Origin of the sequence: Simplicispira hankyongi, assembly GCF_003570885.1 — a bacterium.
In the GTDB taxonomy this organism is placed as follows: domain Bacteria; phylum Pseudomonadota; class Gammaproteobacteria; order Burkholderiales; family Burkholderiaceae_C; genus Simplicispira; species Simplicispira hankyongi.
On record NZ_QXJC01000005.1, the window covers coordinates 90,056 to 116,812 of the forward strand.

24 protein-coding genes are annotated in these 26,757 nt (G+C 65.2%); 14 read left to right on the top strand and 10 right to left on the bottom strand.

The annotated features are described in order from the left end of the window. The first annotated feature begins 48 nt into the window (after positions 1-48). From D3F03_RS12430 to mrdA, 4 genes are read left to right on the top strand one after another with little or no spacing between them, the layout of a single operon-like run. Positions 49-1,092 (top strand): rod shape-determining protein, encoded by a 1,044-nt coding sequence (locus D3F03_RS12430; protein ID WP_119109740.1) that lies wholly within the window; start codon positions 49-51, stop codon positions 1,090-1,092. 41 nt (positions 1,093-1,133) lie between these two features. Next, a complete protein-coding gene (mreC, locus tag D3F03_RS12435) occupies positions 1,134-2,060 on the top strand; it encodes a rod shape-determining protein MreC (RefSeq protein ID WP_119109741.1) in 927 nt (308 codons plus the stop codon). A 58-nt stretch (positions 2,061-2,118) separates the two neighbouring features. After that, positions 2,119-2,637: a rod shape-determining protein MreD gene (mreD, locus tag D3F03_RS12440; protein ID WP_119109742.1), complete on the top strand. Its 519-nt coding sequence runs from the start codon at positions 2,119-2,121 to the stop codon at positions 2,635-2,637. Then, a complete protein-coding gene (gene mrdA / locus D3F03_RS12445) occupies positions 2,634-4,574 on the top strand; it encodes a penicillin-binding protein 2 (RefSeq protein WP_119109743.1) in 1,941 nt (646 codons plus the stop codon). The genes mreD and mrdA overlap by 4 nt, the downstream gene beginning before the upstream one ends. Positions 4,575-4,588: 14 nt before the next feature. Here mrdA and D3F03_RS12450 read toward each other — a convergent pair whose 3' ends face one another. From D3F03_RS12450 to D3F03_RS12480, 7 genes are all read right to left on the bottom strand, one after another. Continuing rightward, a complete protein-coding gene (locus tag D3F03_RS12450; protein ID WP_119109744.1) occupies positions 4,589-5,473 on the bottom strand; it encodes a DMT family transporter in 885 nt (294 codons plus the stop codon). A gap of 51 nt (positions 5,474-5,524) precedes the next feature. Further along, complete coding sequence (locus D3F03_RS12455; protein ID WP_119109745.1) at positions 5,525-6,826, bottom strand: DcaP family trimeric outer membrane transporter; 1,302 nt, start codon at positions 6,824-6,826, stop codon at positions 5,525-5,527. Between the two features lie 31 nt (positions 6,827-6,857). Then, positions 6,858-7,601, bottom strand: a complete 744-nt coding sequence (locus D3F03_RS12460; protein WP_119109746.1) for an amino acid ABC transporter ATP-binding protein — start codon at positions 7,599-7,601, stop codon at positions 6,858-6,860. Then, positions 7,598-8,380 (bottom strand): amino acid ABC transporter permease, encoded by a 783-nt coding sequence (locus D3F03_RS12465; RefSeq protein WP_119109747.1) that lies wholly within the window; start codon positions 8,378-8,380, stop codon positions 7,598-7,600. The genes D3F03_RS12460 and D3F03_RS12465 overlap by 4 nt, the downstream gene beginning before the upstream one ends. A 34-nt stretch (positions 8,381-8,414) precedes the next feature. Further along, positions 8,415-9,179 carry an ABC transporter substrate-binding protein gene (locus D3F03_RS12470; protein WP_119109748.1) on the bottom strand — a complete coding sequence of 255 codons (765 nt, stop codon included), beginning with the start codon at positions 9,177-9,179 and terminating at the stop codon, positions 8,415-8,417. A 165-nt stretch (positions 9,180-9,344) separates the two neighbouring features. Then, entirely contained in the window at positions 9,345-10,103 is a 759-nt protein-coding gene (locus D3F03_RS12475) for a sulfite exporter TauE/SafE family protein (RefSeq protein WP_119109898.1), read from the bottom strand. A 247-nt stretch (positions 10,104-10,350) separates the two neighbouring features. Continuing rightward, positions 10,351-12,024: a GMC family oxidoreductase gene (locus D3F03_RS12480; protein ID WP_119109899.1), complete on the bottom strand. Its 1,674-nt coding sequence runs from the start codon at positions 12,022-12,024 to the stop codon at positions 10,351-10,353. 212 nt (positions 12,025-12,236) lie between these two features. Between D3F03_RS12480 and D3F03_RS12485 the strand changes: the two genes are divergently transcribed. From D3F03_RS12485 to D3F03_RS12510, 6 genes are all read left to right on the top strand, one after another. Continuing rightward, on the top strand, positions 12,237-13,361 hold the full coding sequence (locus D3F03_RS12485; RefSeq protein ID WP_119109749.1) for an MlaE family ABC transporter permease: 1,125 nt from the start codon (positions 12,237-12,239) through the stop codon (positions 13,359-13,361). A 196-nt stretch (positions 13,362-13,557) separates the two neighbouring features. After that, positions 13,558-14,379, top strand: a complete 822-nt coding sequence (locus D3F03_RS12490; RefSeq protein ID WP_119109750.1) for an ABC transporter ATP-binding protein — start codon at positions 13,558-13,560, stop codon at positions 14,377-14,379. Beyond that, complete coding sequence (locus tag D3F03_RS12495) at positions 14,379-15,359, top strand: MlaD family protein (protein ID WP_119109751.1); 981 nt, start codon at positions 14,379-14,381, stop codon at positions 15,357-15,359. Before D3F03_RS12490 ends, D3F03_RS12495 begins: the two co-directional genes overlap by 1 nt. 7 nt (positions 15,360-15,366) lie before the next feature. After that, entirely contained in the window at positions 15,367-16,041 is a 675-nt protein-coding gene (locus D3F03_RS12500; RefSeq protein WP_119109752.1) for an ABC-type transport auxiliary lipoprotein family protein, read from the top strand. A gap of 194 nt (positions 16,042-16,235) precedes the next feature. Beyond that, positions 16,236-16,454, top strand: a complete 219-nt coding sequence (locus tag D3F03_RS12505; RefSeq protein WP_119109753.1) for a CsbD family protein — start codon at positions 16,236-16,238, stop codon at positions 16,452-16,454. A 29-nt stretch (positions 16,455-16,483) separates the two neighbouring features. Continuing rightward, positions 16,484-17,062 (top strand): hypothetical protein, encoded by a 579-nt coding sequence (locus D3F03_RS12510; RefSeq protein WP_119109754.1) that lies wholly within the window; start codon positions 16,484-16,486, stop codon positions 17,060-17,062. Positions 17,063-17,176: 114 nt separating this feature from the next. On the opposite strand, the gene D3F03_RS12515 is transcribed toward D3F03_RS12510, so the two are convergent. Both D3F03_RS12515 and D3F03_RS12520 read right to left on the bottom strand, forming a co-directional pair. Then, a complete protein-coding gene (locus D3F03_RS12515) occupies positions 17,177-18,586 on the bottom strand; it encodes an aminopeptidase P N-terminal domain-containing protein (RefSeq protein ID WP_119109755.1) in 1,410 nt (469 codons plus the stop codon). Next, entirely contained in the window at positions 18,583-19,329 is a 747-nt protein-coding gene (locus D3F03_RS12520) for a nucleotidyltransferase family protein (RefSeq protein ID WP_281271435.1), read from the bottom strand. Before D3F03_RS12520 ends, D3F03_RS12515 begins: the two co-directional genes overlap by 4 nt. A 201-nt stretch (positions 19,330-19,530) precedes the next feature. On the opposite strand from D3F03_RS12520, the gene tkt reads away from it, so the two are divergent. The 3 genes from tkt (at position 19,531) to D3F03_RS12535 (ending at position 23,967) form a co-directional block, all read left to right on the top strand. Next, complete coding sequence (gene tkt, locus D3F03_RS12525) at positions 19,531-21,576, top strand: transketolase (RefSeq protein WP_119109757.1); 2,046 nt, start codon at positions 19,531-19,533, stop codon at positions 21,574-21,576. 33 nt (positions 21,577-21,609) lie between these two features. Then, positions 21,610-22,611, top strand: coding sequence for a type I glyceraldehyde-3-phosphate dehydrogenase (gene gap / locus D3F03_RS12530; RefSeq protein ID WP_119109758.1), 1,002 nt, complete (start codon positions 21,610-21,612; stop codon positions 22,609-22,611). 195 nt (positions 22,612-22,806) lie between these two features. After that, positions 22,807-23,967, top strand: a complete 1,161-nt coding sequence (locus tag D3F03_RS12535) for an iron-containing alcohol dehydrogenase (protein WP_119109759.1) — start codon at positions 22,807-22,809, stop codon at positions 23,965-23,967. Positions 23,968-24,012: 45 nt separating this feature from the next. Here the strand turns inward: D3F03_RS12535 and D3F03_RS12540 are convergent, their stop codons facing one another. After that, positions 24,013-25,023, bottom strand: coding sequence for an AraC family transcriptional regulator (locus D3F03_RS12540; protein WP_119109760.1), 1,011 nt, complete (start codon positions 25,021-25,023; stop codon positions 24,013-24,015). Positions 25,024-25,170: 147 nt separating this feature from the next. On the opposite strand from D3F03_RS12540, the gene D3F03_RS12545 reads away from it, so the two are divergent. After that, positions 25,171-26,730, top strand: coding sequence for a long-chain-fatty-acid--CoA ligase (locus D3F03_RS12545; RefSeq protein ID WP_119109761.1), 1,560 nt, complete (start codon positions 25,171-25,173; stop codon positions 26,728-26,730). Positions 26,731-26,757 lie beyond the last annotated feature (27 nt).

A 26,757-nucleotide genomic window follows, 5' to 3' on the forward strand; every position in this document is an offset into this window, starting at 1 on the left:
ACGGCGATGGCAGGCCGACGCGCGTGCCGTGCCCGAGAGGATTCTTGAATGTTTGGAGTTTTTCGTCGGTATTTTTCTACCGACCTCGCGATTGACCTCGGCACCGCGAACACCCTGATTTTTGCCCGCGACAAGGGCATCGTGCTGGATGAGCCTTCGGTCGTCGCCATCCGCCATGAAAGTGGGCCGCACGGCAAGAAGGTGATTCAGGCGGTCGGCCGCGAAGCCAAGGCCATGCTCGGGAAGGTGCCCGGCAACATCGAAGCCATTCGTCCGATGAAGGATGGCGTGATTGCCGATTTCGTCATCACCGAGCAGATGATCAAGCAGTTCATCAAGATGGTGCACCCGCGCACCTTGCTCACGCCCAGCCCGCGCATCATCATCTGCGTGCCCTGTGGCTCCACGCAGGTCGAGCGCCGCGCCATCAAGGACGCGGCAGAGGCGGCGGGTGCCACGTCGGTCTACCTCATTGAAGAGCCCATGGCTGCGGGCATCGGCGCCGGCCTGCCGGTGTCCGAGGCCTCGGGCTCCATGGTGGTGGACATTGGCGGCGGCACCACGGAGGTGGGCGTGATCTCGCTCGGCGGCATGGTTTACAAAGGCAGTGTGCGCGTCGGCGGCGACAAGTTCGACGAAGCCATCATCAGCTACATCCGGCGCAACTACGGCATGCTCATCGGGGAGCCGACGGCGGAAGCGATCAAGAAGAAAATCGGTTCGGCCTTTCCCGGCTCGGAAGTGCGCGAGATGGAAGTGCGGGGTCGCAACCTCAGCGAGGGTGTGCCGCGCAGCTTCACCATTTCCAGCAACGAGGTGCTGGAAGCCCTGACCGAACCCCTCAACCAGATTGTTTCGGCGGTGAAGAATGCGCTGGAGCAAACTCCGCCCGAACTCGGTGCCGACATTGCCGAGCGCGGCATGATGCTGACCGGGGGTGGCGCGCTCTTGCGCGACCTGGACCGCCTGCTGGCCGAAGAAACCGGCCTGCCGGTGCTGGTGGCGGAAGACCCGCTGACCTGTGTGGTACGCGGCTGCGGTATAGCCTTAGAGCGCATGGACCGTGCAGGAAGTATCTTTACCAGTGAATGAGCCCTGCGCACGGCGGTTCGTCGCTGTGAAAGGGAGGCGCCATGCCGCACGGTACCCTTGAACGGAGCGCCCCATCCTTCATGCGCCCGGGACCAACGCCTCGGGCGCAATTGATTCTCTACAGCGCCTTGGCGCTGTTTTTGATGGTGGCAGATGCCCGCCTTCATGTGACGGAGCCACTGCGCAATGTGGTGGCCACCGTGCTCTATCCTGTGCAGTGGCTGATGCTGCAGCCGGCGAACCTTCTGGGGCGCAGCAGCACTTATATGGAGTCGCTGGAGACGGCGCAGGCCGAGGCCAGGGAGGCGCGTCAGAAATGGCTCGCGTCGTCGCTGCGCGCCAACCAACTGGACCAGCTGGAACTGGAGAATGAGCGCTTGCGCCAGTTGCTCGATCTGCGTACCCGCACCAAGGTTTCGGCGCGGGCGGCGCAAATTCTCTACGACACCGCCGATCCCTACAGCCGCCGCGTGGTGGTGGACGCAGGCCAGACGTCAGGCGTGGAGCCAGGCTCTCCCGTGGTGGATGCGCTCGGTGTACTGGGCCAGATCACGCGCGTGCATCCTTTCTACAGCGAAGCGACCCTGCTCATCGACAAGGATCAGGCCATTCCCGTGCTCAACGTGCGCACCGGACAACGCGGTGTGGCCTATGGTGACCCGGTGCTCAGTCACGGTGGAGGCATGGAGCTGCGCTTCATGCAGGCCAATGCCGATATTCAGGAAGGGGACCTGCTGACCACCAGCGGCATGGACCGTGTATACCCACCAGGCCTGCCGGTCGCCCGCGTGGTGCGTGTGGAGCGTCGGGCGGACCTTGCCTTTGCGCGCGTGTACTGCGCGCCGCTTGCGCGCGTGCAAGGTGCCCAGCATGTGCTGCTGCTCTCGCCTGCGACGAATGACCTGCCGCAAGCGCTGCCGTCGCCCGAGGCTCCTGCATCAACACCAAAGAAGAAGCCACGCAAATGATGGTTCAGTGCATCGATGTGCGTGATGGGGTGTGCCCAGCGCTGCAAGGAGGTGCCGCATGATCATGCCGCGCGGACAGTTGCTGCTGATGCCGGTCAGGCCGGCTTTTATCGTGGTCAGCTTGTTGGCTGCGCTGGCGCTCAACATGCTGCCGCTGGGGCCAATGCCCTGGATGCCTGATGCACTCATCTTGCTGCTGGCATTCTGGGGCATGCACCAGCCCCTGCGCGTCGGTATGGGGGTGGCGTTTGCCTTGGGCCTGTGCATGGATGTGCAGCAGTCTTCTTTGCTCGGCCAGCACGCGTTGGCCTATGCGGTGTTGATGTACGGGGTGGCGCTCGCACACCGCCGGCTGTTGTGGTATTCGGCGGTTTCTCAAGCACCCCAAATGGCGGGGTTTTTTGCTTTGGCGCATGCCGTCTTGGTGGTCGTTGGCCTATTGGCAGGGGGCGGCCTGCCTAGCTGGGGCGTTGCGCTCGCACCCGTGCTCGAAGCCTTGCTCTGGGCCCCCGCAAGCTGGCTGTTGCTCGCACCCCAGCGGCGGGCACCGGATCGCGACGAGAAGCGCCATCCATGACGGAGTTGCGCAATGTCGAGGCCGACGCCTCGCGTTTTCGCACGCGGATCTGGATTGTCGGCGCCGTGGTGCTGCTGGCGTTTTGCTTGCTGGTGGCACGGCTGGTCTTTTTGCAGGTGGTGCGGCACGAAGATTTGGCCGAGCAGGCCGAGAGCAACCGCACCGCCATCGTCCCCATCGTGCCCAATCGTGGGCTTATCAAGGATCGGAACGGGGTCGTGCTCGCCAGCAACTATGCTGCGTACACGCTCGAAATCACGCCTTCCAAGGCGGGGGTTCTGGAGGACACGATCAACAGTCTGGCGCAGATTGTCGAGATCACGCCGCGCGACCGCCGGCGCTTCAAGCGCTTGATGGAAGAGTCGCGCAACTTTGAGTCGCTTCCCCTGCGCACCCGGCTCACCGACGCCGAGGTGGCACGTTTTGCTGCGCAAAACTACCGGTTTCCAGGCGTGGAGGTGAAGGCCAGGCTGTTTCGCAACTACCCGTTTGGCGAAACTGCGAGCCACGCCATTGGGTACATCGGGCGCATCAATGAAGCCGAGAAGGCACGCATCCAGGACTCTGACGACGAAGCCAACTACCGTGGTACCGACTACATTGGCAAGCTGGGCGTTGAGCAGAGCTTTGAGTCGCAGCTCCATGGCGAAACTGGGGTAGAGCAAATGGAGACCTCTGCCGGCGGCCGGGCGGTGCGCAAACTGCAGAGCTTTCCCGCCACGCCCGGCAACACCGTGACGCTGACGCTGGACATCAAGTTGCAGCGCATGATCGAAGACCTGTTTGGCGACCGACGTGGTGCCCTGGTGGCGATTGATCCGCGCAACGGTGAAGTGCTGGCCATGGTCAGCAAGCCCACCTTCGATCCGAACCTGTTTGTCGAAGGGATTGACTTCGAGAACTGGACGGCGCTCAACGAGTCGCTCGACAAGCCCCTGCTCAACCGCGCGCTGCGTGGCACCTACCCAGTCGGCTCGACCTACAAACCCTTCATGGGACTGGCAGCGCTGGAGACGGGGAAGCGAACTCCCGGAGCCATTACACAGGACAATGCCTCCTGGACCTTTGGTGGGCACACCTTCCGCAGTCATGGCGACCATGCTCTGGGGCCGGTGGATATGTACCGTGCCATCATGCTATCGAGCAACGTGTACTTCTACCAGGTGGCCAATGACATGGGCGTGGACGCGATCCATGATTTCATGGCGCCATTGGGGTTTGGCCAGATTACGGGGATCGACCTGCCGGGCGAAGTGCGTGGCGTGCTGCCCAGCCAGGCCTGGAAGCGCAGTGCCTACAAGCGACCCGAGCAGCGGCGCTGGTACGCTGGCGAGACGATTTCGCTTGGTATCGGGCAGGGCTACAACAACTTCACCATTTTGCAACTGGCGCATGCAACAGCCACGCTGGCCAATGGCGGCATTGCCTATACCCCCCACCTGGGGATGTTTACCACCGACGTGATGACACGTGAAAAGCACCCTGTGGAGCGCCCAGAGCCTGTCAATCTGGGGTTTAAAAAGGCCAATGTGGATGTGATCAAGCGCGCCATGGTCGGCGTCACGCAGGGTGGCACCGGGAGCCATGTATTTGCGGGTGCGAGCTACGTTTCAGGAGGCAAGACGGGGACGGCGCAGGCCGTCACCATCGGGCAGAAAGACAAGTACAACGCCAAGAAGCTCGAAGAGCACCAACGCGACCACGCGCTCTATATCGCATTTGCCCCGGCCGAAGAGCCGCGCATCGCCCTGGCCGTCATTGTCGAGAACGCGGGCTGGGGCGCTGGTGTTGCGGCCCCCATCGCACGGCGGGTGTTTGACTACTGGCTTAACGGCCAATACCCCAGCGTGGAAGACATCGCTGCAGTGCGCAAGGGCCTGGCGACGGCGCCTATCGGTACGCCGCGCCGGGTGGAAGATATTCCACTCTTGCCCTGAAGGGTGTTGGAGCGCTAGGCACCAGGGCTTGACGGTGTGGGCTGCCACTGGCTCCATACCAGTGCCAGCACGACCAGGGCTGCTCCCGTGAGTGCCACCAGTCCCATGTGTTCGCCTATCAAGGCCCAGGCCGTGAGGGCCGCAAATACCGGTTCCAGTCCGAAAATGATGGCGCTGCGCAGCGCATCGACCCGCTGCTGCCCCCAGGCCTGCAGCGTGACGACGATCACACTGGCAAGCAGGCCTAGGTAGATCAGCGCCGCCCAGGCAGGGGCAGTGAGTACCTGCATGCCTGTGCTCCATTCGCTGCCGTGGCGCCCTAATAGCAGTGCGAACGCGGCGATGCACATGACAGTGGCCTGTGCGGCCGCCATGCGCGTCGCGCGAAGTGGCGCTCCCGTGTGCCGCCGTGCGGATTCTTCAAGCATGAGGATGTAGACGGCATAGAAGAACGTGCTGCAAAGGGTGAGCGTATCGCCGAGGTTCCAGGGCGCATCTTCGTGAAACATCAGCGCCATGCCAGCGCACGCCAGCGCACACGCGGCCCACAGACGCCAGCCGTAGCGCCGTCCGAGGGTGAGCATGGCCAGGAGGGGCACCACCAGCACGTTGAGACCGGTAACGAAGGCGTTGCGGTTGCTGCTGGTGCGCACCAGCCCCTCGATCTGCAGCCAGAACGCGCAAAACAGCAGCGCACCCAGAAGCAGGCCCCAGCGCCGCTCGCTGGCCCGCATACCGCGCCAGAGCGGTGCCAGAACCACAAGGGCAATGGCAAAACGCAGCCAGATGATCTGCAGGGCATCCAGCTGGCCAGAGAGCAACTTCATGGCCGGAAACGTCGTGCCCCATACGGCAGTGACCAGCAGGAGGGCGGCTAGTCCACGTTTTTCTGATTGCATAAAAAAAGCCGGCCACTTGCGCGGCCAGCTTCTGTGAAATGTAAGAACAGATCAGTTGAAGATGTAGCGAGCCTGCAGGTTCAGGCGGCTCAGACTGCCGGTATCCCCGCCGTACGTCGTGCGGCGGCCACCAATCAATTCAGTGCCCAGCTCCACATTCTTGATGGGCAGGTAATAGAAGCCCAGATGCCACTGCGTCAGGCGTTCGTTCCCGTCCAGGCCGTAGGCGTTTACGTACGCATCGCCGACATTTCGCGTGGAGCGCACCGTGCCTACCGACACCGTGGCACGCAGGTGCTCGCTGAATGTGTTGGTCAGCCCGAGCACCACACCACGCGCGCGATCCAGGCGGAGGGTCCCGCCGTCGAGCACTGGGTAGTTGGCACCGACCAGATAGGCGCCGTCGCCGTCGCCGTCCACCTGGGTGTACTGTGCCATCAGCGTGGCCGTTCCGGTCAGCTTGTAGCTGCCGCCCAGGCCGAAGCCGAAGCCCCGCTTGCTGGCGTTGCCCACCCGCTGCTCGTGCGAGAGGATGCGGGCATTGAGTGTGCCCCAATCAAAGCCCTTGTCCACGCGCGCCACCAGGTTGGGCGAATGCGCGCCGTCGCTGGGTTCCTCCAGTGCAAATTGGAACTTGGCCAGATTGGGGTTGTTCCAGGTGTAGCGCGCCTGCACCGGGCGGCGGAAGGTGGCGCCGGGCGGGCCGTTGAAGTCCACGGTTTCCGGCATGTCGTCCAGGTCCATGAATGTGGACCAGGTCTGGCCGATCAGCCAACCGGCGTACTCGCCGTAGGCATGGCGCAGGCGCAGGCGATTGCGGTTGCATTCGTTGCCGCAGTAGCCATAAAAATCAGCCTCAATCTTGGTGTTGAACGCGCCGTTCGACATGGGCGTAGAAGTCTCAAAGCCAAAGCGGGAGGTCTGGCCGGTGAGCACGGTTTTGCCGGTTGCCGGGTGGCCTGAGTTGAGTGGCTGTTCGGCGAGGTTGGTGAAATTGTCGCCAGGCGCGGTGCTCTTGAAGTCCTTGATGGCGTTGGCTTCGGCAAAACCATAGACGCGGATCGAGGTTTCGCTGCCGGGCAAACGGAAGCTGCCCGGGATGTCGCCCAGCACGACAGCGTCTTTCTGGCGCAGCTCGACGTTGTCGAGGCGGTCGTTCCAGTTCGACGCGCTGGCGGCGGGCGCCACGGGCGCCTGTGCTTGTTGCGCCTTGAGCTGGTTGATCTCGGTGCGCAAGGCTTTGATCTCGGCGCGCAGGTCGTTGAAGTCCTGCGCAGATTGCGCAAAGACCTGGGGCGAGAGGCTGCACAGGCCGGCGGCCATCAAGGCAAGAAAAAGAGAACTGCGTTTCATGGTGACTCCGGGGGTAGAAAGGGTGGAGGATTCAGGCGCCCATGCGGCCTATGAATGCACGGATGCGGTCGTTGGCGGGGTTACCAAAGAAGGCGTCCGGCGGTGCGTCGTGCGCGATGCGGCCTTGGTCGAAAAACAGCACGCGGTCGGCCACTTCGCGTGCAAAGCCCATTTCGTGCGTGACCACGATCATGGTCATGCCACCGCGAGCGAGCTCGCGCATCACGTCCAGCACCTCCTGCACCATTTCAGGGTCCAGCGCCGAGGTGGGTTCGTCAAACAGCATGACCTTGGGGTTCATGGCCAGAGCGCGGGCAATGGCCACGCGCTGCTGCTGGCCGCCCGAGAGCTGCCACGGATACTTGTGCGCATGCTCATGCAGGCCGACGCGGCGCAGCAGCACCATGGCCTCGGCGTTGGCCTGCGCGCGGGCCGTGTGGCGCACGCGCCGTGGTGCCAGGGTGATGTTGTCCAGCACCGAGAGGTGGCCAAACAGGTTGAACTGCTGGAACACCATGCCGACATCGCAGCGCTGCTTTTGCAGCGTCGCGATGTCGTCCGAGACCGGCACGCCCTCGATGGTGATGGAGCCGCTGTCGTGCGGCTCCAGCCGGTTGATGGCGCGCAGCAGGGTGCTCTTGCCAGAACCCGAGGCGCCAATGATGACCGTCACCTCGCCGGTATTGAAGTGGGTGGAGACGTCGCACAGCACCTGGTGCGCCCCAAAGGATTTGCACACGTGGTCTGCCACGATGAAGGCTTGTGGCGTGCTCATTTGACACGTCCCTCGACGTCAAAGCGGTACTCGATGGCGTTCGAGATCTGCGTCACCAGGGTGGTCAGCAGCAGGTAGGTCACGGCCACGGTCGAAAGGGTTGCAATCGGCTGGAACGTGGCCGACTGGATGCGGTTGCCCACGTTGGTGAGTTCGACTACGCCAATCGCATACGCCAGGGACGAATCCTTGAGCAGCGCAACGAAATTGCTCACCAAGGGTGGCAGTGCAATCTTGAAGGCTTGCGGAAACACCACGTCAAAAAATACGTGCAAGCGGCCCAGGCCCAGCGCACGCGCCGCTTCCGTCTGACCGCGTGGAACGGCCAGCAGGCCCGCGCGCACGGACTCCGAGTTGTAGGCGCCCACGTTGAGCGACAAAGCCACCACCGCTGCAGCGAAATCAGGCAGGTTCAGGCCGGGCACCAGCGCCGGCAGGGCAAAGTAGACGAACAGTATCTGCACCAGCAGCGGCGTACCCCGAATGGCCCAGATATAGAAACTGGCCACCCAGCGCAGTGCGCGCCAGCGGGCGGTGCGCGCCAACGCGGCGCAGGTGCCCAGCAGCAGACCCAGGGTGCCGCTCACCAGGGTGAGCCACAGCGTGGTGCGCGCGCCGGCGGCAAACGCCTGCGCGTTAGAGCCAATCGGCTCGGGCAGAAAAGAAAGCAACTGGCCGAGCACGGACAGCGCCAGCACCATCAGCACCAAGGCGCTGACGAGCGTGGCGTTGCTGCGCTGCTGGCGGCTCCAGCGCTCTGGCCAAAGGGCAACGAGCATGCGGGGGAAGACCTGGCGGGGCGCCTGCTCTGCCTTAGTGGCAGCGCACGTCTTCGTTGAAGTATTTCTTGGACAGTGCCGTGTAGCTGCCGTCGGCCATGATCTCGGACAGTCCCTTGGACCAGGCGTCGGCCAGCGGCTGGTTGCCCTTGGCCACGGCCGCGGCGATGCGCTCGATGAACAGCATGTCACCTAGTTTGAAGCCGGCATTCGGGTTCTTGTCCACCACGGCCTTGGCGACGAAGCGGTCGGTCACCCAGGCGTCCACGCGGCGTGAGTTGAGGGCGCTGCGGGCATCGACGTCGGTGGGAAAGTTTTTCATTTCCTTGATGGAAGCGACCTTTTGCACGTTCTCCAGGTAGCTGGTGCCGGTCTGCACCGCCACGACCTTGCCGGCCAGATCCTTGGCGGTGCGGATGGCTGGGTCCATGGCAATGATCATGCCGCCCGAGCAGTAGTGCGGCGCCGTGAAGGTGACGGCCTTGGCGCGTTCGTCGGTGATGCCGTGCGAGGCGATGACCAGGTCCCAGCGGTCCTGGCGCAGGCCGGTGAGCAGCGCGTCAAAGCCCAGCGTCTTCCACTGAATTTTCAACCCCATTTTCTTGGCCACCAGCTCGGCCAATTCCACTTCGAAACCGGTCAGGGTGGTGCCATTGAAATAGTTGAAGGGGGCGAACTGGCCTTCGGTGGCAACGATCAGTGTGCCGCTCTTCTTGACCTCGTCAAGGGGCCTGGCGTGAGCGGAAAAGACGGTGAACAAGGCCAGTGCAGTGCAGGCCAGTGTTTTGAGCAACTTCATCTTGTGTCCTGTCTGGGGTGATTTCAGGTACAAAAAATCCGGCCTGCGGTAGCGAAGCCGGAGCTTGGTAAATCGCCTGACCGATCGCTGCGTCTCACAGGCCTCGGTGCGAACAAGGGCGCGATTATAGGTTCCTGAAATGCATCTTTAGCTCAGGTCTTTCCCTCAGCGCAGATAGGCGTCGTGGCCGGTTTTGAGGATCAGGATGCCCACGACGAAGATGAAGATCGCGCGCACGAAGCCGGTACCGTGCTTGAGCGCCATGTGCGTGCCCAGCACACTGCCGGCCACATTGGCGACTGCCAGCGGCAGGGCGAAGTGCCACCAGACATGGCCTTTGGCAGTAAAGAGAATCAGCGCGGCAATGTTGGTTGAGACGTTCAGCAGCTTGGCCGAGGCCGAGGCATTGAGGAAGTCGTAGCCCAGCCAGCGCACGAACAGAAAGACAAAAAAACTGCCGGTTCCGGGCCCAAAAAATCCGTCATAGAAACCAATCGACAGGCCAATGGCGCTTGCCGCCAGCCATTCGGCGCGGCCCGAGAAACGTGGACGGTGGTGCTTGCCCAGCTCCTTTTTGGCAATCGTGTACAGCAGCACGGCGAAAAGCACCCAAGGGAGCATGCGGCGCAGGAAGTCGGGCGAGAGCACCGTCACGGCCCAGGCGCCGGCAAACGCACCGACGAAACCTGCCAGCGCGGCCGGCATCAGCGCACGCCAGCGCACTTGCACGCGCCGGCTGTACTGCCAGGTTGCCATGGCAGTGCCCCAGATGGACGCGCTCTTGTTGGTGCCGAGCAAGGTAGCCGGCGGTGCGTTGGGGAAAGTGGCAAACAGGGCCGGAAGCAGCACCAAGCCGCCGCCGCCCACGATTGCGTCGATAAAACCGGCCAGCAACGAGGCCAGCGTCACGATGAACCATTCCATCATGGAATTGTCTCAGGCCAGATGAAAGCTTGCCGGAGAGCGTCGCAGGCAAAAAAAACGCCGGCATGGCCGGCGTCTGAAAAAGAGTGACGTCTCGCTGGACGCTATTCAATCGTTGGTGTTTTGCAGTGTTGTCTCCTCTGGCCCCCCCGTGTTGGCGGCCTGAGCACGCCATCGAGTGGGTGCAAATGTAGGGCAGGATCAGGTGACTGGGTATAGGGAATTTCCCGTGGAAGACGGCGCGGTCTCAGCGGCTGTTGTCCTGCGCAATCCATTGCGCCGCCTTCTCGGCCATCATCAAGGTGGGCGAATTGGTGTTCCCGCTGGTGATGGTGGGCATGGCACCGGCGTCCACCACGCGCAGGCCTTGGACGCCGCGCACGCGCAGGCGTGGGTCCAGCACCGCCTGGGGGTCGTCGGCACGGCCCATGGCGGTGGTGCCCACGGGGTGGAAGATGGTGCTGGCGATGTCGCCGGCCAAACGGGCGAGTTCCTCATCGCTCTGGTACTGCACGCCGGGCTTGAATTCCTCGGGCTGGTAGCGTGCCAGCGCCGGCTGGGCGACGATGCGCCGCGTCAGGCGCAGGCTGTCGGCGGCGACCTGGCGGTCCTCCGGCGTGCTGAGGTAGTGCGGGGCGATGGCGGGTGCGTCTTGAAAGCGCGGGCTCCTGATCTGCACGCTGCCGCGGCTGGTCGGGTTGAGGTTGCAGACACTGGCAGTGAACGCCGGGAAGGCATGCAAGGGGTCGCCAAAGGCATCGAGCGAGAGCGGCTGCACGTGAAACTCCAGATTCGCGTGCGCCTGCTCGGGTGAGCTGCGCGTGAAGGCGCCCAGCTGCGAGGGCGACATGCTCATGGGGCCGCTGCGCAGCGCCGCGTATTCGAGCGCGATGCGCGCCTTGCCCAGCAACGAGCTGGCCAGCGTATTGAGCGTGGTCACGCCCTGCACCTTGAAGACCGAACGGATCTGCAGGTGGTCCTGCAAGTTGGCCCCCACACCCGGCAGGTCGCGTACGACCGGAATGCCGTGTGCCGCCAGCAGCGCCGCCGGGCCGATGCCCGAGAGCTGCAGCAACTGCGGCGAGTTGATGGAGCCGGCCGCCAGCACGACCTCGCAGCGGGCGTGCACCTGCACCATCTGTTGGCCCGTCCACACCTCCACGCCCGTGCAGCGCTGCGTGCCGTCGGGCAACTGGGTGAGCAGCAAGCGAGCGGCCTGGGCGCCCGTCCAGAGCTCGAAGTTCGGCCGCTGCATGCAGGCCGGTCGCAAGAAGGCCTTGGCGGTGTTCCAGCGCCAGCCTTTTTTCTGGTTGACCTCGAAGTAGCCCACGCCTTCGTTGTTGCCGCCGTTGAAATCCTGGGTGGCGGGGATGCCGGCCTGCTGCGCAGCCAGGGAGAACGCGTCGAGCACGTCCCAGCGCAAGCGCTGCTTTTCCACCCGCCACTCGCCGCTGCCGCCCTGGCTGGCATTGCCGTGGAGCTGCGCAAAGGCAGCGTCGTCCGCGCCGGGCTGATCGAGCCGCCAGTGGCTCTCATGCCGGCGAAAGTCTGGCAGCACATTGTCCCAGCGCCATGCGTCTTCGCCCGTGATCGCCGCCCACTGGTTGTAGTCGCGCGCCTGACCGCGGATATAGAGCATGCCGTTGATGCTGCTGCAGCCGCCCAGCGTCTTGCCGCGCGGGTAGCGCAGGCGCCGGCCGTTGAGCCCCGGGTCAGGCTCGGTCTGGTAGAGCCAGTCGGTGCGTGGGTTGCCGATGCAGTACAAGTAGCCGACCGGGATGTGAATCCAGTGGTAGTTGTCCTTGCCGCCTGCTTCGAGCAGCAGCACGCGGCGCTTGGGGTCGGCGCTGAGCCGATTGGCCAGCAGGGCGCCCGCAGTGCCTGCGCCAATGACGATGTAGTCGTAGGAGGTGTCGCTCATGAGATTCAGCCGTTCGCCCAATGGCCTTTGCATTCAAGGGTGGTGAGCTATGAAAAAGATAGCATAAAGCGCAAATATAACAAGCGCCGACCAGCATTTTGATACCAATTCCCGCGCCGCGTAGCTGCGGGTTCCCGTTGGCGCACGCTGCCGCTACCATGCAGCATCCTGCGACTGCCTTGCCGCATGCTCTGATTTGCCTTGTTCTTTTGATGCCCGATTCCGCTCCCCGACTGTCCCGCGACGACACGCCCCAAGGGCCGTGGATGCGCTTGCATGGGCGCTGGGGTGCGGCCGACATCGGTGCGCGCAGGCGCTGGCGAGCGCTGGCCGCCGCGCTGGTTGCGGCACCGCCTGAGACGCAGCTTGGCTGGGACCTGAGCGGTATGGCCTGGCTCGACCACGTCGGCGCACAGCTCTTGTGGAACCACTGGGGCCGCGCCTGGCCCGAGCATCTGGTGCTGGATGACACGCAGCGCTCGTTGCTGGAGCGCGTGGCCTCGCTGTCCACTGCGCCGCCACCGCCCGAGCGCTGGTCGTTGGCCAAGCAGGTAGACGGCCTCGGTGTGCTGGTGCTGCACGCCGTCGACCATGGCAAGCGCTTGCTGATGCTGATCGGCCAGTTGCTGCTCGACAGCCTGCGTGTGCTGCGTGCGCCGCTGCGCGCGCCTTGGCGTGACGTATCGGGGCATCTGTACCGCATGGGCGCGACGGCGCTGCCCATTACCGCACTGGTCGGTTTTTTGATTGGCGTCGTGCTGGCCTACCTGATGAGTTTGCAGCTGCGCCAATTCGGCGCCGAGGCCTTCATCGTCAACATCCTGGGGATCTCGCTGATCCGCGAGCTCGGGCCCATGCTGGCGGCCATTCTCGTCGCCGGGCGCTCCGGCTCGGCCATCACCGCGCAGATTGGCGTCATGCGCGTGACCGAGGAGCTCGACGCGATGCGTGTCATGGGCATCCCGCAAGGCTTTCGCCTGGTGCTGCCGCGTGCGCTGGCGCTGGCGATTGCCATGCCGTTGCTGAGCGTGTGGACGACGCTGGCGGCACTTGCCGGCGGCATGCTGGCGGCAGACGCGGCCATGGATGTCTCGCCCGCGTACTTCTTCCAGGCGCTGCCCAATGCGGTCGGCAGCGGTAACCTGACGCTGGCCTTGTCGAAATCGGTGGTCTTTGGCATCTTGATCGCGTTGGTGGGCTGCCACTGGGGCTTACGGGTCAAGCCCAACACGCAGAGTCTGGGTGAGGGGACGACGGCCTCGGTGGTCTCGTCGATTACCGTTGTCATCATCGTGGACGCCCTGTTTGCCGTGGCGTTCAAGAACGTGGGGTTTTAGGTGGCATCCCCCTGTGCGGCTACGCCGCTTCCCCCTTCTCTCGCATCACTGCGTGCTGCGGGAAGGGGGACGACGCCGGCGCGGCGGGGCGGCCCTTGCGCGGCGTCCGCTGGTCTGGAGCGCGCCGGTTGCAGAGCGTGCAGGAAGACGTCCGCGGAGTCCCGGTTGCGGCGGGTATGCGGCGCGAAGGATGGATATGTCTGAGCCAACACCCGTTTCGCCCGCCGCCGCTTCCGCCGAGCCGGTGGTGCGCATCGAAGGCCTGGAAACCACCTTTGGCAAGGGGAGCGAGGCCTACACGGTGCACCGGAACCTCTCGCTTGACGTGCGGCGTGGCGAAATCCTTGCGCTGGTGGGCGGCTCGGGGACGGGCAAGACGGTGCTTTTGCGCCAGATGCTGGGGCTTTTGCAACCCACTGCGGGTCGGGTCACGGTGCTGGGCCGGCCAGCGTCCGAAATGGGCGGCGAGGGTGCGGCGAGCCGTGTCGGCATGCTGTTCCAGCACGGCGCGCTGTTCTCGGCCTTCAATGTGCTCGACAACGTGGCCTTTGCGCTGCGCGAGCAGGGTGCATTGCCAGCCGCGCTGGTGCGCGACGCGGCGCTGGTCAAACTGCAGATGGTGGGGCTGGAGCCCGAGCACGCCACGCGCATGCCAGCCGACCTGTCGGGCGGCATGATCAAGCGCGTGGCGCTGGCGCGCGCGCTCATCATGGACCCGCCGCTGTTGCTGCTCGACGAGCCCACCGCCGGGCTGGACCCGAATGGGGCCGACGAATTCTGCGCGCTGGTGCGTGAATTGCACGCCGCGTTGGGGACCACCATGGTGATGGTCACGCACGATCTCGACACGCTGTTTGCGCTCGCCACGCGCGTGGCCGTGCTGGCCGACCGCAAGGTCATCGTGACCGGAGCGCCGGCCGAGGTGGCGCGATTTCCGCACCCCTTCGTCGAGCATTATTTTTTGGGTGAGCGCGGGCGCCGCGCCATGGCGCCGGTGCAAGCCGGCAAGGAGACCTGATGGAAAACAAGTCCCACGCACTCGCTGCCGGGCTGTTCGTGCTGGTGGTCAGCGCCCTGGTGGTGGCTCTGGCCATGTGGCTCACGCGCGACAACGGCAACTACAAACTCTACGAGCTCACCACCCGCGACGGCGTCAGCGGCCTGCAGCCCCAAGCCGCCGTGCGCTACAAGGGCGTGGCGGTGGGCAAGGTCATGCACATCGGCTTTGACCCGCAGGTCAGCGGCAATGTGCTGGTCCGCATCGCCGTGGACGACGACGCGCCCATCACCCCCACGACCTTTGCTACCCTGGGCTACCAGGGCGTTACGGGGCTGTCGTACATCCTGCTCGACGACGCCGGCAAGGCCCATCCGCCCCTTCCCCCTGGCCCGAGCGGCCTGCCGCGCCTGCCGCTGCATTCATCGCCCTTTGCACAGCTTTCCGAGCAAGGCCCGGTCATCCTGGGCCAGGTGCAGGAGATGACCCAGCGCGTCAACCAATTGCTGTCCGACGACAACCAGAAGCGCTTCTCCGATGCCCTGATCCACATTGGCGCGGCGGCGGCCAGTGTCGATGCGCTCACACGCCGGATCGACCGCAGCGTGACCGAGGGCCTCGACCCCGCCCTGGCCGCGCTGCCCACGCTGGCCAAGGACGCCAGCGGCGCCGTGCAGTCGCTGAAAAAGGCCGGCGATCAGGTTTCGGTGATGGCCGGTGCGTTCGGCCAGACCGCGCAGCGCCTCAATGCCCCCGGCGGCCCCATCGAGCAGGCCTCGCGCGGGGTGGAAACTTTCTCGCAAGCGGCCGACCGGCTCAAGACCAGTACGCTGCCCAGCCTGGAGCGTGCTGCCGACGATACCGGCCGCGCGGCGCGCCAGGTGGCGCGCACGGCCGCAGACGTCAGCGCCAACCCCCAGGCCTTTATTTACGGTTCCGGGCCGGCCAGTCCGGGGCCGGGGGAACCGGGTTTTGTCGCCCCTGCCCACAACCCGCAGTGAGTGTGCCATGAATACTATTAAATCGATAGCTGTCAGCGCAGTACGTATAAGCGCTGGAGCCATTTTTTTCTTGAATTTCCTGGCCGCTTGCTCGGCCTTGCCGGCGCCGCCCGTGCATCCCGTGGTGTACGACTTCGGCCCGGGCGCCAGCCGGGTGGCGGCGCAGGGTGCGGCACTGGCACCCCAGCGCGCGCCGCTGGTGCTGGCCGATGTGGAGAGCCCCGGTCTGCCAGAGGGCAGCACCGCCCTGAACTACCGCCTGGGCTATGACGATGCCCAGCAACTGCGCGCCTACCAGCGTGCCCGCTGGAGCCAGCCGCCGGGCCAGCTGGTGCAGCAAAGTGTGGCCGTCGAACTGAGCGCCGAGCGCGCCGTGCTTGGGTACCGTGCGGCGCGCGAAGCCGCGCGCGAAGGCAACGGCGGCCTGCTGGTGCTGCGGCTGGAGCTGGAAGAATTCAGCCAGGTCTTCAGCTCCGCCAGCCAAAGCGAGGGCGTGCTGCGCCTGCGTGCCACGCTCGCCGAGCCCACACCCCAGGGCGAGCGCCTGCGGGCCCAGCGCGTCTTCGAAGCGCGCCAGCCGGCCCCCAGCGCCGACGCGGCGGGCGGCAGCGCTGCCTTGGCGCAGGCGGCGCGCCAGGTGGCGCGCGACGTGCGTGCCTGGGTGAATCAGACAGCGCCCTGAGCCTGGTGCAGGGCGCGGATCACGGCAACCCTTTTTTTCGCCGACGGTCCGGTGCGCCTTCGTCTGACAGTGCCAACCGCCACCCGACTACCGCCAGCGCGGCGCGGTGTTTCTACAGTGACCCCATCGAGTCAGGCATTGGTTTTCGCTGTTTCGGCGAAAGGCCTGATCCGTGACACGAAGAGGATCACCCAATGAACGAAGACCGCATCAAGGGCAACTGGAAACAATTCACCGGCAAGGTGAAAGAGCAGTGGGGCAAGCTCACCAACGACGATCTGGACGTGATTGATGGCAAGCGCGAGCAGTTCATCGGCAAGCTCCAGGAGCGCGAAGGCGTGGTGCGTGAAGTGGCCGAGAAGCAGCTCAAGGAGTGGCACACCCGCAACCCCGATTTCCGCTTCAACGACTGACCCCCCCACAGCCTTCCCAAGGACACACCATGAACTTCACCCGCAATCTCATCGCTCTGGCGCTCACCGGCCTGGTCGCCACCACCGGCATGGCCATGGACAAGGCCGAGCACGCCACTGCCAAGGACCGCATTTCGGCCGACTACAAAATGGCCAAGCAACACTGCGACACGCTCAAGGCCAATGCCAAGGACGTGTGCATGAAGGAAGCCAAGGGCAACGAAAACATTGCCAAGGCCGAACTCGAAGCCCAGTACAAACCCAACGACAAGTCGGCCTACAAGGTGGCCAAGGCACGCGCCGATGCCAACTACGCAGTCGCCAAGGAAAAGTGCGACGACGCCACCGGCAACGCCAAGGACGTCTGCAAGAAAGACGCCAAGGCCGCCCACGTAAGGGCGCTTGAAAACGCCAAGGTGGCCCGCGCCGAAGCCAAGCCCGCCGACAACATGAGCGAGAAGCGCGCCGACGTGGCCGAAGCCAAGCAGGACGCTGCGCACCAAAAGAGCGAAGCCGACTACCAAGCCGCCAAGGAACGCTGCGACGCCCTCAAGGGCGCTGAACAGGACACCTGCGTGGCCGATGCCAAGCGCAAGTACGGCATGTAAACTGCCTGAACGAAGGAATCCCTCCCCTGGGACTGCGCCGGGGCCGTACCGCCGGCCCGCCAGTCCCCTTTACACCCCGCCGTGGTTCGTCCGCTGCGGGGTTTTTTTGTGGGGTTAGCGAGAAGCTGCCTCCTGCATCAGCGCCTCAATCGCCTCGGCCTGCACCGGCACGCCGCGCGTCAGCAGTTCGCAGCCGCCTTGCGTCACCACGGCGTCGTCCTCGATGCGGATGCCCAGGTGGTGGAAGGCCTCGGGCACGCCAGGGGCGGGCCGGATGTACAGGCCGGGCTCCACGGTCAGCGCCATGCCGGCGCGCAAGATGCGGCTGGGCCTGTCGACGAGGGTCTCGCCGGAGAGCGCGTCGCGCCGCTCGCGGGTCTGGCCTTGCTCGGCGGGCTCCCCATAGCCGCCGCAGTCGTGCACGTCCATGCCGATCCAGTGGCCGGTGCGGTGCATGTAGAAGGGGAAGTAGGCACGCGTCGCCACCACGTCCTGCGCGCTGGCGTGCTTGGTTTTGTCGAGCAGGCCCAGGTCGAGCAGGCCTTGCGCCAGCACCGCCACCGCGGCGTCGTGCGGGTCGGTAAAGCGCGCGCCGGGGCGGGTGGCGGCAATGGCCGCTTCCTGGCTGGCCAGCACCACGTCGTAGAGCGCGCGCTGCGGGCCGGTGAACTTGCCGTTGGCGGGGAAGGTGCGCGTGATGTCGCTCGCATAGCCGTGCAGTTCGCAGGCCGCGTCGATCAGCACCAGGTCGCCGCTTTTCACCGGCGCGCGGTCGGCGCGGTAGTGCAGCACGCAGGCGTTGGCGCCGGCGGCGACGATGGAGCCGTAGGCGGGCGACTCGGCGCCGCTTTGGCGGAACTCGTGCAGCAGTTCGGCTTCGAGGTGGAATTCGCGCAGGTCTTCGCCAGCGGCCAGCATGCGCGCCGAGCGCTGCATGGCGCGGACGTGGGCGCGCGCGCTGATGGCACCGGCGTCCCGCATCAGGCCAATTTCGTGCGCGTCTTTCACCAGGCGCATTTCGTCGAGCAGCAGGCACAGGTCGCCCTGCTGTTGCGGGCACAGCGCGCCGTAGCGCACGCGCTCGCGCACCTTGGCCAGCCAGCCTTCGACGCGCGCGGCCAGGCCGTCGTGCGTGGCGAACGGGAACCACACGCGCTCGCGGTTTTCCAGCAAACGGGGCAGGCGCGCATCAAGCTCGCCCACGGGCAGCGCTGCATCCACCCCCAGGGCGGCCACGGCAGCGTCGGGGCCCAGGCGGTAGCCGTCCCAGATTTCGCGTTCCAGGTCTTTGGGCTGGCAGAACAGGGTGCTCTGGCCCTCGGCGGTCAGCACCAGCCAGGCATGGGGTTCGGTAAAGCCCGTGAGGTAATAAAAGTAGCTGTCGTGCCGGTAGGGGAAGTCGCTGTCGCGGTTGCGCTGGCGCTCGGGCGCGGTGGGCACGATGGCCACGCCGCCAGGGCCGAGCTGGGCCGCCAGGCGCGCGCGGCGCTCGGCATACAAAGAGGGGGGCGGGGTGAGGGTCATGGTGAAAAGGTTTCGGCGTTGAGGTCGGCCAGGCGCTGCGGTGTGCCTACATCGACCCAGCGGCCAGTGTGAAGTTCAGCCTGTACCCGGCCATTGTCCATAGCCCGGCGCAGCAGTGGCGCCAGCGCTGCGCGCACCCCTTGCGGGTTGCCGGGCGCGATGTCGCACCACGGCGGGGCCAACAGATCGCGGTGCAGCAAGGCGACGGTGCTGTAGGTGTAGCGGGGCTGCGGGTTGCCGTCCGGCAGGCTCAAAGCCAAGCCGGTGTCCGACAGACCAAAATCGCCGCGCGGATTGTGCGCCGGGTTGGGTACCAGCCACAGGCGCGCCAGTGCGCCGCTGGTGCGAAAGGTGCGCACGGCCGCGGCGTCGAAGCGGAACCCGGGCATGAACACATCGCCCGCCGCCAGCCAGAACACGTCGGCGTCCAGCAGCGGCAGGGCGCGCGCAATGCCGCCTGCGGTTTCCAGCGCACCGCCGAAATCACGGCCTTCCTCGGAATATAAAATTGATAGCTGCTTGCGCTTATCTGCATTGCCTTGGCGGCCGAAAACACTTCCAAATTGCTGCGCAATCTTCTCGCCCAGCCAGGCGGTGTTGATGACCACGCGCGGCACCCCGGCACGCGCCAGCGCCTGCAGGTGCCAGGCCAGCAGCGGCTGGCCGTGGACCGGCAGCAGGGGCTTGGGTGTGGTGTCGGTCAGCGGGCGCATGCGCTCGCCGCGGCCGGCCGCCAGCAGCAGGGCAGGGGCTTGTTCGGCACCGTGGCCGCGTGCCGCCGCCGCGCCTGCGGACGAAGGAAATGAGGGGGGCAAGAGGAGGGTCACGCCTGGCACTCTAGTGCATCGCGCGGCAGTGCAGAGGCCGCTGTGGGGAGCCCATTCAAGGCGGGCCGTTAAAATCTGGGGTTTCCCCTCATGACCGTCCTGACCGGACCCGCCCCGATGGCCAATTCTGAACAAATGGCGAATGCGATCCGCGCACTCGCAATGGATGCTGTGCAACAAGCCAATTCCGGCCACCCCGGCGCGCCCATGGGCATGGCCGATATGGCGGTTGCGTTGTGGGGCCGGCACCTGCGCCACAACCCGCAAGACCCGCACTGGGCCGACCGGGACCGCTTCGTGCTCTCGAACGGCCACGGGTCCATGCTGCTCTATGCGCTGTTGCACCTCACAGGCTACGACCTGCCGATCCAGGAGCTCAAGAACTTCCGCCAGTTGCACAGCAAAACGGCAGGCCACCCCGAAGTCGGCGTGACGCCGGGCGTGGAAACGACCACCGGCCCACTGGGCCAGGGCCTGACCAACGCCGTGGGCATGGCGCTGGCCGAAAAGCTCCTGGCAGCCGAATTCAACCAGGCCGGCCACACCGTCGTCGACCACCACACCTACGTGATGCTGGGCGACGGCTGCCTGATGGAAGGCATCAGCCACGAGGCCGTGGCACTGGCCGGCGCCTGGCGCTTGTCCAAGCTGGTGGCGCTGTACGACGACAACGGCATTTCGATTGATGGCCAGGTGGCGCCCTGGTTCATCGACAACACGCCCAAGCGTTTCGAGGCCTGTGGCTGGAACGTGATTGGCCCGGTCGATGGCCACGACGCCGACGCCGTGGACAAAGCGATTGCCAAGGCCCGTGCGCAAAGCGCCAAACCCACGCTCATCGTCTGCAAGACGCACATCGGCAAGGGCTCGCCCAACCGCGCCAACACGTCCAAGGCACACGGCGAGCCATTGGGTGCCGAAGAAATTGCCCTCACCCGCGCCGCGCTCAACTGGCCCTATGCGCCGTTCGAGGTCCCTGCCGAGGTTTATGCCGACTGGAACGCCAAGGAGGCCGGCGCCCAGGCGCAGGCCGAATGGAACCAGCGCTTTGCCGCCTACCGCGCCGCCTTCCCCGAGCTGGCGGCCGAGTTCGAGCGCCGCATGGCCGGCGACCTGCCCAAGCACTTCGCGCAAACCGCCGTCGATGCGGTGGTCGAGGCCCACACCAAGGGCGACACCGTCGCCAGCCGCAAGGCCAGCCAGATCGCGCTCGAAGCCTTCACCGCCAAGCTGCCCGAGCTGCTGGGCGGCAGCGCCGACCTGACAGGCTCCAACCTGACCAACACCAAATCCACGCCAGCGCTGCGTATGGACGCCAAGGGTGCTGTCGCCAAGACCGAAGACGGCCAGATCGGTCGCCACATCAACTATGGCGTGCGCGAATTCGGCATGGCGGCGGTGATGAACGGCATTGCGCTGCATGGCGGTTTTATCCCCTACGGCGGCACCTTCCTCACCTTCAGCGACTACAGCCGCAACGCCATCCGCATGGCGGCGCTGATGAAGCAGCGCGTGATCCACGTGTTCACGCACGATTCCATCGGCCTGGGCGAGGATGGGCCCACGCACCAGTCCATCGAGCACGCTGCCAGCCTGCGGCTGATTCCCAACCTCGACGTGTGGCGCCCGGCCGATACCGCAGAAACCACCGTGGCCTGGAGCGTGGCGCTGTCCAACCGCGACAAGCCGACGGCGCTGCTGCTCTCCCGCCAGAACCTGCAACACCTTTCCGCTTTGGCGCCCAAGCGCAACCTGGGCGACATCTCGCGCGGCGCCTATGTGCTCTCCGAGCCGGCCGACGTGGGCCTGAAGAAAAAGGCCAAGGCGGTCATCATTGCCACCGGCTCCGAAGTGCAGCTCGCGCTCAAGGCGCAGCGCCTGCTGGCTGCCAAGAAGATCCCGGTGCGCGTGGTCTCCATGCCCAGCACCACCGCCTTCGACCGCGAAGACGTGAAGTACAAGAAAGCCGTGTTGCCCACGGGCGTGCCGCGCATCGCGGTGGAAATGGGCGTCACCAGCGGCTGGTGGAAGTACGGCTGCGCAGCAGTGATCGGCATCGACACCTATGGTGAATCGGCTCCCGCCCCGGTGCTGTTCAAGCACTTCGGTTTCACCGAAGAGAACGTCGCCGCGACGGTGCTGGCGGCCCTCAAACGCAAATAATTTTTGGCAATCCAACCCTGGAGAGACTGAGCTATGGCGATCAAGATTGGTATCAATGGTTTCGGCCGCATCGGCCGCATGGTGTTCCGCGCTGCGGTGCAGAATTTTTCCGACATCGAAGTGGTGGGCATCAACGACCTGCTGGAGCCTGACTACCTCGCCTACATGCTCAAGTACGACAGCGTGCACGGCCCCTTCAAGGGCGAGGTGTCGGTGGAAGGCAAGCACCTCGTCGTCAACGGCAAGACGATCCGCCTGACGCAGGAGCGCGACCCGGCCAACCTGAAGTGGAACGAAGTTGGCGCCGACGTCGTCATCGAAGCCACCGGCCTGTTCCTGACCAAGGAAGCCGCGCAGAAGCACCTGGATGCAGGCGCCAAAAAGGTCATGATGTCGGCACCCTCCAAGGACGACACGCCCATGTTCGTGTTCGGCGTGAACCATGGCACTTACGCGGGCCAGACCATCGTCTCCAACGCCTCGTGCACCACCAACTGCCTGGCCCCCGTGGCCAAGGTGCTGCACGACAAGTGGGGCATCAAGCGCGGTTTGATGACGACGGTACATGCTGCCACCGCCACGCAGAAAACCGTGGACGGCCCGAGCAACAAGGACTGGCGCGGCGGCCGCGGCATTCTGGAAAACATCATCCCCAGCAGCACCGGCGCGGCCAAGGCGGTGGGCGTGGTGATTCCCGCGCTCAACAAGAAGCTCACCGGCATGTCGTTCCGCGTGCCCACCTCGGATGTGTCGGTGGTGGACCTGACCGTGGAGCTGGAAAAGCCCGCCACGTACAAGGAAATCTGCGCCGAGATGAAGGCCCAGGCCGAAGGCCCCTTGAAGGGCATCCTGCGCTACACCGAAGACAAGGTGGTCGCCACCGACTTCCGCGGTGAATCGTGCACCAGCGTGTTCGACGCCGACGCCGGCATTGCGCTGGACGACACCTTCCTCAAAGTGGTCGCCTGGTACGACAACGAATGGGGCTATTCGAACAAGTGCCTGGACATGGTCCGCGTGGTGGCCGCCAAATAAGCGCTCGTCCCGTTGCACCACAAACCCGCCTTCGCGCGGGTTTTTTTGCGGTGCACCCGGCAGGGCGGACCCACTCGATCCTGGTACGCGTGCTGCCCAAGGGGGCTTGTCGGCTGCGTTACAGAAGAATCGGCAGGGACGCAATAGCATGGCAGGTTCCAATCCCCGTTTCTCTTCCTGCAAGCGGCCCCTACCATGCTCAATTTCAACTTCTACAACCCCACCCGCATCCTTTTTGGTGCCGGAAAGATTGCCGAAATCGGCCCATTCGTCCCCCAGGACGCGCGCGTGCTGGTGCTCTACGGCGGCGGCAGCGCGCGCAGCACCGGAACGCTCGCTGAAGTGCTGGCGGCGCTGGGCGAGCGCACGGTGTTCGAGTTTGGCGGCATCGAGCCCAACCCCAGCTACGAGACGCTCTCGCGCGCCGTGGACCTGGCCCGTGCCGAGCGCATCGATTTCCTGCTTGCCGTGGGCGGCGGCTCGGTGCTCGACGGCAGCAAGTTCGTTGCCGCCGCCGTGCCGTTCGAGGGCGACACGTGGAGCATCCTGGAAAAGCGCGGCAGCAACATTGCCCGCGCGCTGCCCATGGGCGCGGTGCTCACGCTGCCCGCCACCGGATCGGAAATGAACAACGGCGGCGTGGTGACGCGTAAGGCGACGCATGCCAAGCTCTCGTTTTCGAGCCCGCATTGCTTTCCACGGTTCTCGGTGCTCGACCCGACCAAGACCTACACCCTGCCCGTGCGGCAGATCGCCAATGGACTGGTGGACGCCTTTGTGCACACCATGGAGCAGTACCTCACCTACCCCGTGAACGCCCCGGCGCAGGACCGCTTTGCCGAGGGCCTGCTGCAGACCCTGGTCGAGCTGGCGCCGCGCGCCATGCAGGAAGGCGAGCCCGACTACGACAACCGCGCCAACCTGATGTGGACGGCCACGCTGGCCCTCAACGGCCTGATCGGCGCCGGTGTGCCGCAGGACTGGGCCACCCACATGATCGGCCACGAGCTGACCGCGCTCTACGGCATCGACCACGCGCGCACGCTGGCCATCGTGCTGCCGCAGGTGATGCAGGCACGGCGTGAGGCCAAGCGCGAGAAGCTGCTGCAGTACGCCGCGCGCGTCTGGCAGATCACCGAGGGCAGCGACGACGAGCGCATCGACGCGGCCATTGCCCGCACGGCGCAGTTCTTTGAAAGCGTGGGCATTCCTACCCGGCTATCGGCCTACCAATTGGGCGGTGAGGCGGTGGATGCGGTAGTGAAGGCCCTGACCGAGCACGGCATGGTCAAGCTGGGCGAGCAGCGCGCCATCACGCCAGAAATCAGCCGGGCGATTCTCGAAGCCGCACTCTGAAACGGGTGGGCCACCCAGGGCGGCGGGGCGCGCGCCGCTCGATGGCTACCCTTGCTCCGGGTGTCGGTAGCTGCCCGGTGGTACGCCGGTCCATCCCTTGAACGCGCGCTGGAAGGCGGCGCTGTCGGAAAACCCCAGTTCGCCTGCCAGCACCGCCAATGGAACCTGGCTGCTGTTGAGCCGCGCAATGGCCATGTCGCGCCGCAGGCTGTCCTTGACGGCGCGAAACGAGGTGTGCTCTTCGGCCAGGCGGCGCTGCAAGGTGGAGACGGCCATGTTCAATGCCGCAGCGCACGATGCGAGGCTGGACCAATGGGGCTGCTCCCGCAGCAGGTGGGCGCGCACCCGTGCGGGCAGGGAGCCTTCACCGCGGCGGGGAATGATGATCTGGGTCTGGGCTTCGGCCAGGAAGCTTCGCAGCGCCGCCTCGTCGCGCCGCACGGGCGTTTGCAGGCGTCGGCTGTCGAACCAGAATGCGCAGCAGGGTTGGTCGAACACCACGTTCCCTGGAAACAGCTGCGCGTAACTGCTGGCGTGGGGCGGGCGCGGGAAGGCGAAGTCAAAGCGATGCACCGGCAGGCGTCCACCGGCCAGCCAGGCCAGCAGGCGCCAGAACACGCGCAGCATCAGTTCGTGCAAAAAGACCGGGTAGGCCGCTGTGGGGTTGGCAGGACGCAGCGCTACCGCGCTCAGGCTCCCTTCGTGCAGGAGGTCCATGCACAGGTCATCCTGCACCAGTCCAAAGGCGCGCACCAGTCGCCGCAGCGCCACGCCCAGGGTGCCCGCGCCCAGCGTGCTGCGAGCCAGCAAGGCCAGTGTGCCCGGCCGCAGAGGACGGGAAAGAAACCCCAGGGCTTCATCCCCCGATCGTTCCATCAGCACCTGCAGCAGGCGCGCGTACTGATCGGCCGTGACGCGGGCAGACGGGTGGTCCAGCAAAGCCGGCGCAATGCCAGCCGCAGCCAGCCACTCCTGCGTCGGCTGCTTCGCCGCTGCCAAGCCGGCCAGCATGCTGTGCACGAAAACGATGGGAATGCTCGATGGAGGAGAAAGCATGCACGGACACTCGCCTACCGAGGGGATTGTGAGGTGTTCTGCCATCAGAACGGTGCCTGTTGCCATCGCCCGAAAGGCACCTGGTTTGTACCATGGGCCGAGAAGAAAAGCGTTGCTGATGCCCTTCCACTTTAGGAGACAAACCCCATGTACCTGACCCAAAGCCTGCACCGCTCGGTGCAACAGCACCCCCACCGCATCGCTGTGCGCTGGGGCGAGCAGACACGCACTTTTGGCGAGTTTGCCGATCGTGTGGCGCGTTTTGCCGGAGCGCTGCAAAAGCTCGGCGTGCAGAGCGGCGACCGCGTGGCCATGCTGTCGCTCAACTCCGAGCGCTACCTGGAATACCAGATGGCCGTGCCCTGGGCGGGGGCGGTACTCAATCCTTGCAACATCCGCTGGTCGCCCGCAGAAATCCTGTATTCACTGGAAGATTCGGGCTCGACCGTTCTGCTGGTGGATGAAACCTTCAAGGGCATGGTGGCACAGTTCCGGCGTGAATCGACCACGCTGCGCGAGTTCATCTACTGTGGCGATGGCGAAACGCCCGAGGGCATGCACGGCTACGAAGCATTGGTGGCGCAGACTGCACCAGTGGCTGACGCGCTGCGCCGGGGGAATGACCTGGCGGGCATTTTTTATACCGGCGGCACCACGGGCTTCCCCAAGGGCGTGATGCTGAGCCACAACAACCTGTGCAGCTCGGGCCTGGCGGTGCGGGCCGAAGGCCTGGCGCGCCCGGGGGGCACCTACCTGCACGCTGCGCCCATGTTCCACCTGGCCGACATGGGCCTGGCGTTCCCGCACTGGGTGGAAGGCAATACGCATTCCATCATCCCGGCGTTTGACCCGGCCAAGGTGCTCGACACCATCGAGCAGCACCGCGTGACCAACCTGTGCCTGGTGCCCACCATGATCCAGATGATGCTGGACCATCCCAGCATGGGCCCGCACCGCGACCTGAGCTCCCTGCGCACCGTGTTCTACGGCGCCTCGGCGCTGCCCGATGCCTTGCTGCTGCGTGCTCAAAAAGCGATTCCCCAGGCCGAGGTGTTCCAGGGCTTCGGCATGACCGAGCTCTCGCCTGTGGGCACCATCTTGCCGTCGACTTACCTGGCAGAAGAAAACCGGCACCTGGGCAAGCTGGGTTGCTCTGGCCGCGCCACGTTTTGCACCGAAGCCAAGATCGTCGATGGCGAAGGAAACGAAGTGCCGCGCGGCACGGTGGGCGAGATCATCGTGCGCGGCCCCAACGTGATGATGGGCTACTGGAATCAGCCTGAACTCACGGCTGCTGCGCTGCGCGACGGCTGGATGCACACCGGCGACGGAGGTCGCATGGACGAGGACGGTTTCGTCACCGTGGTCGATCGCATCAAGGACATGATCAAGACCGGTGGCGAGAACGTCTTCTCGGCCGAGGTCGAAAACGCCCTGGCCAAACACCCGGCGGTGGTGATGAGCGCGGTGATTGCCATTCCCGAACCGCAGTGGGGCGAGGCCGTGCATGCGGTGGTGGTGCTCGCGCCTGGGCAGCAGGTGACCGCCGAAGAAATCATTGCGCACTGCAAGATCTTGATCGCTGGTTACAAGAGCCCGCGCAGCGTTGCGTTCGTGGATGCGCTGCCGATGACGGGAGCCGGAAAAATTCTCAAAACCAAACTGCGCGAGCCCTTCTGGAAAGGCCGCGAGCGCGGTGTCGCATAACCACTTTCCCTTGTGATCCAGGAGACT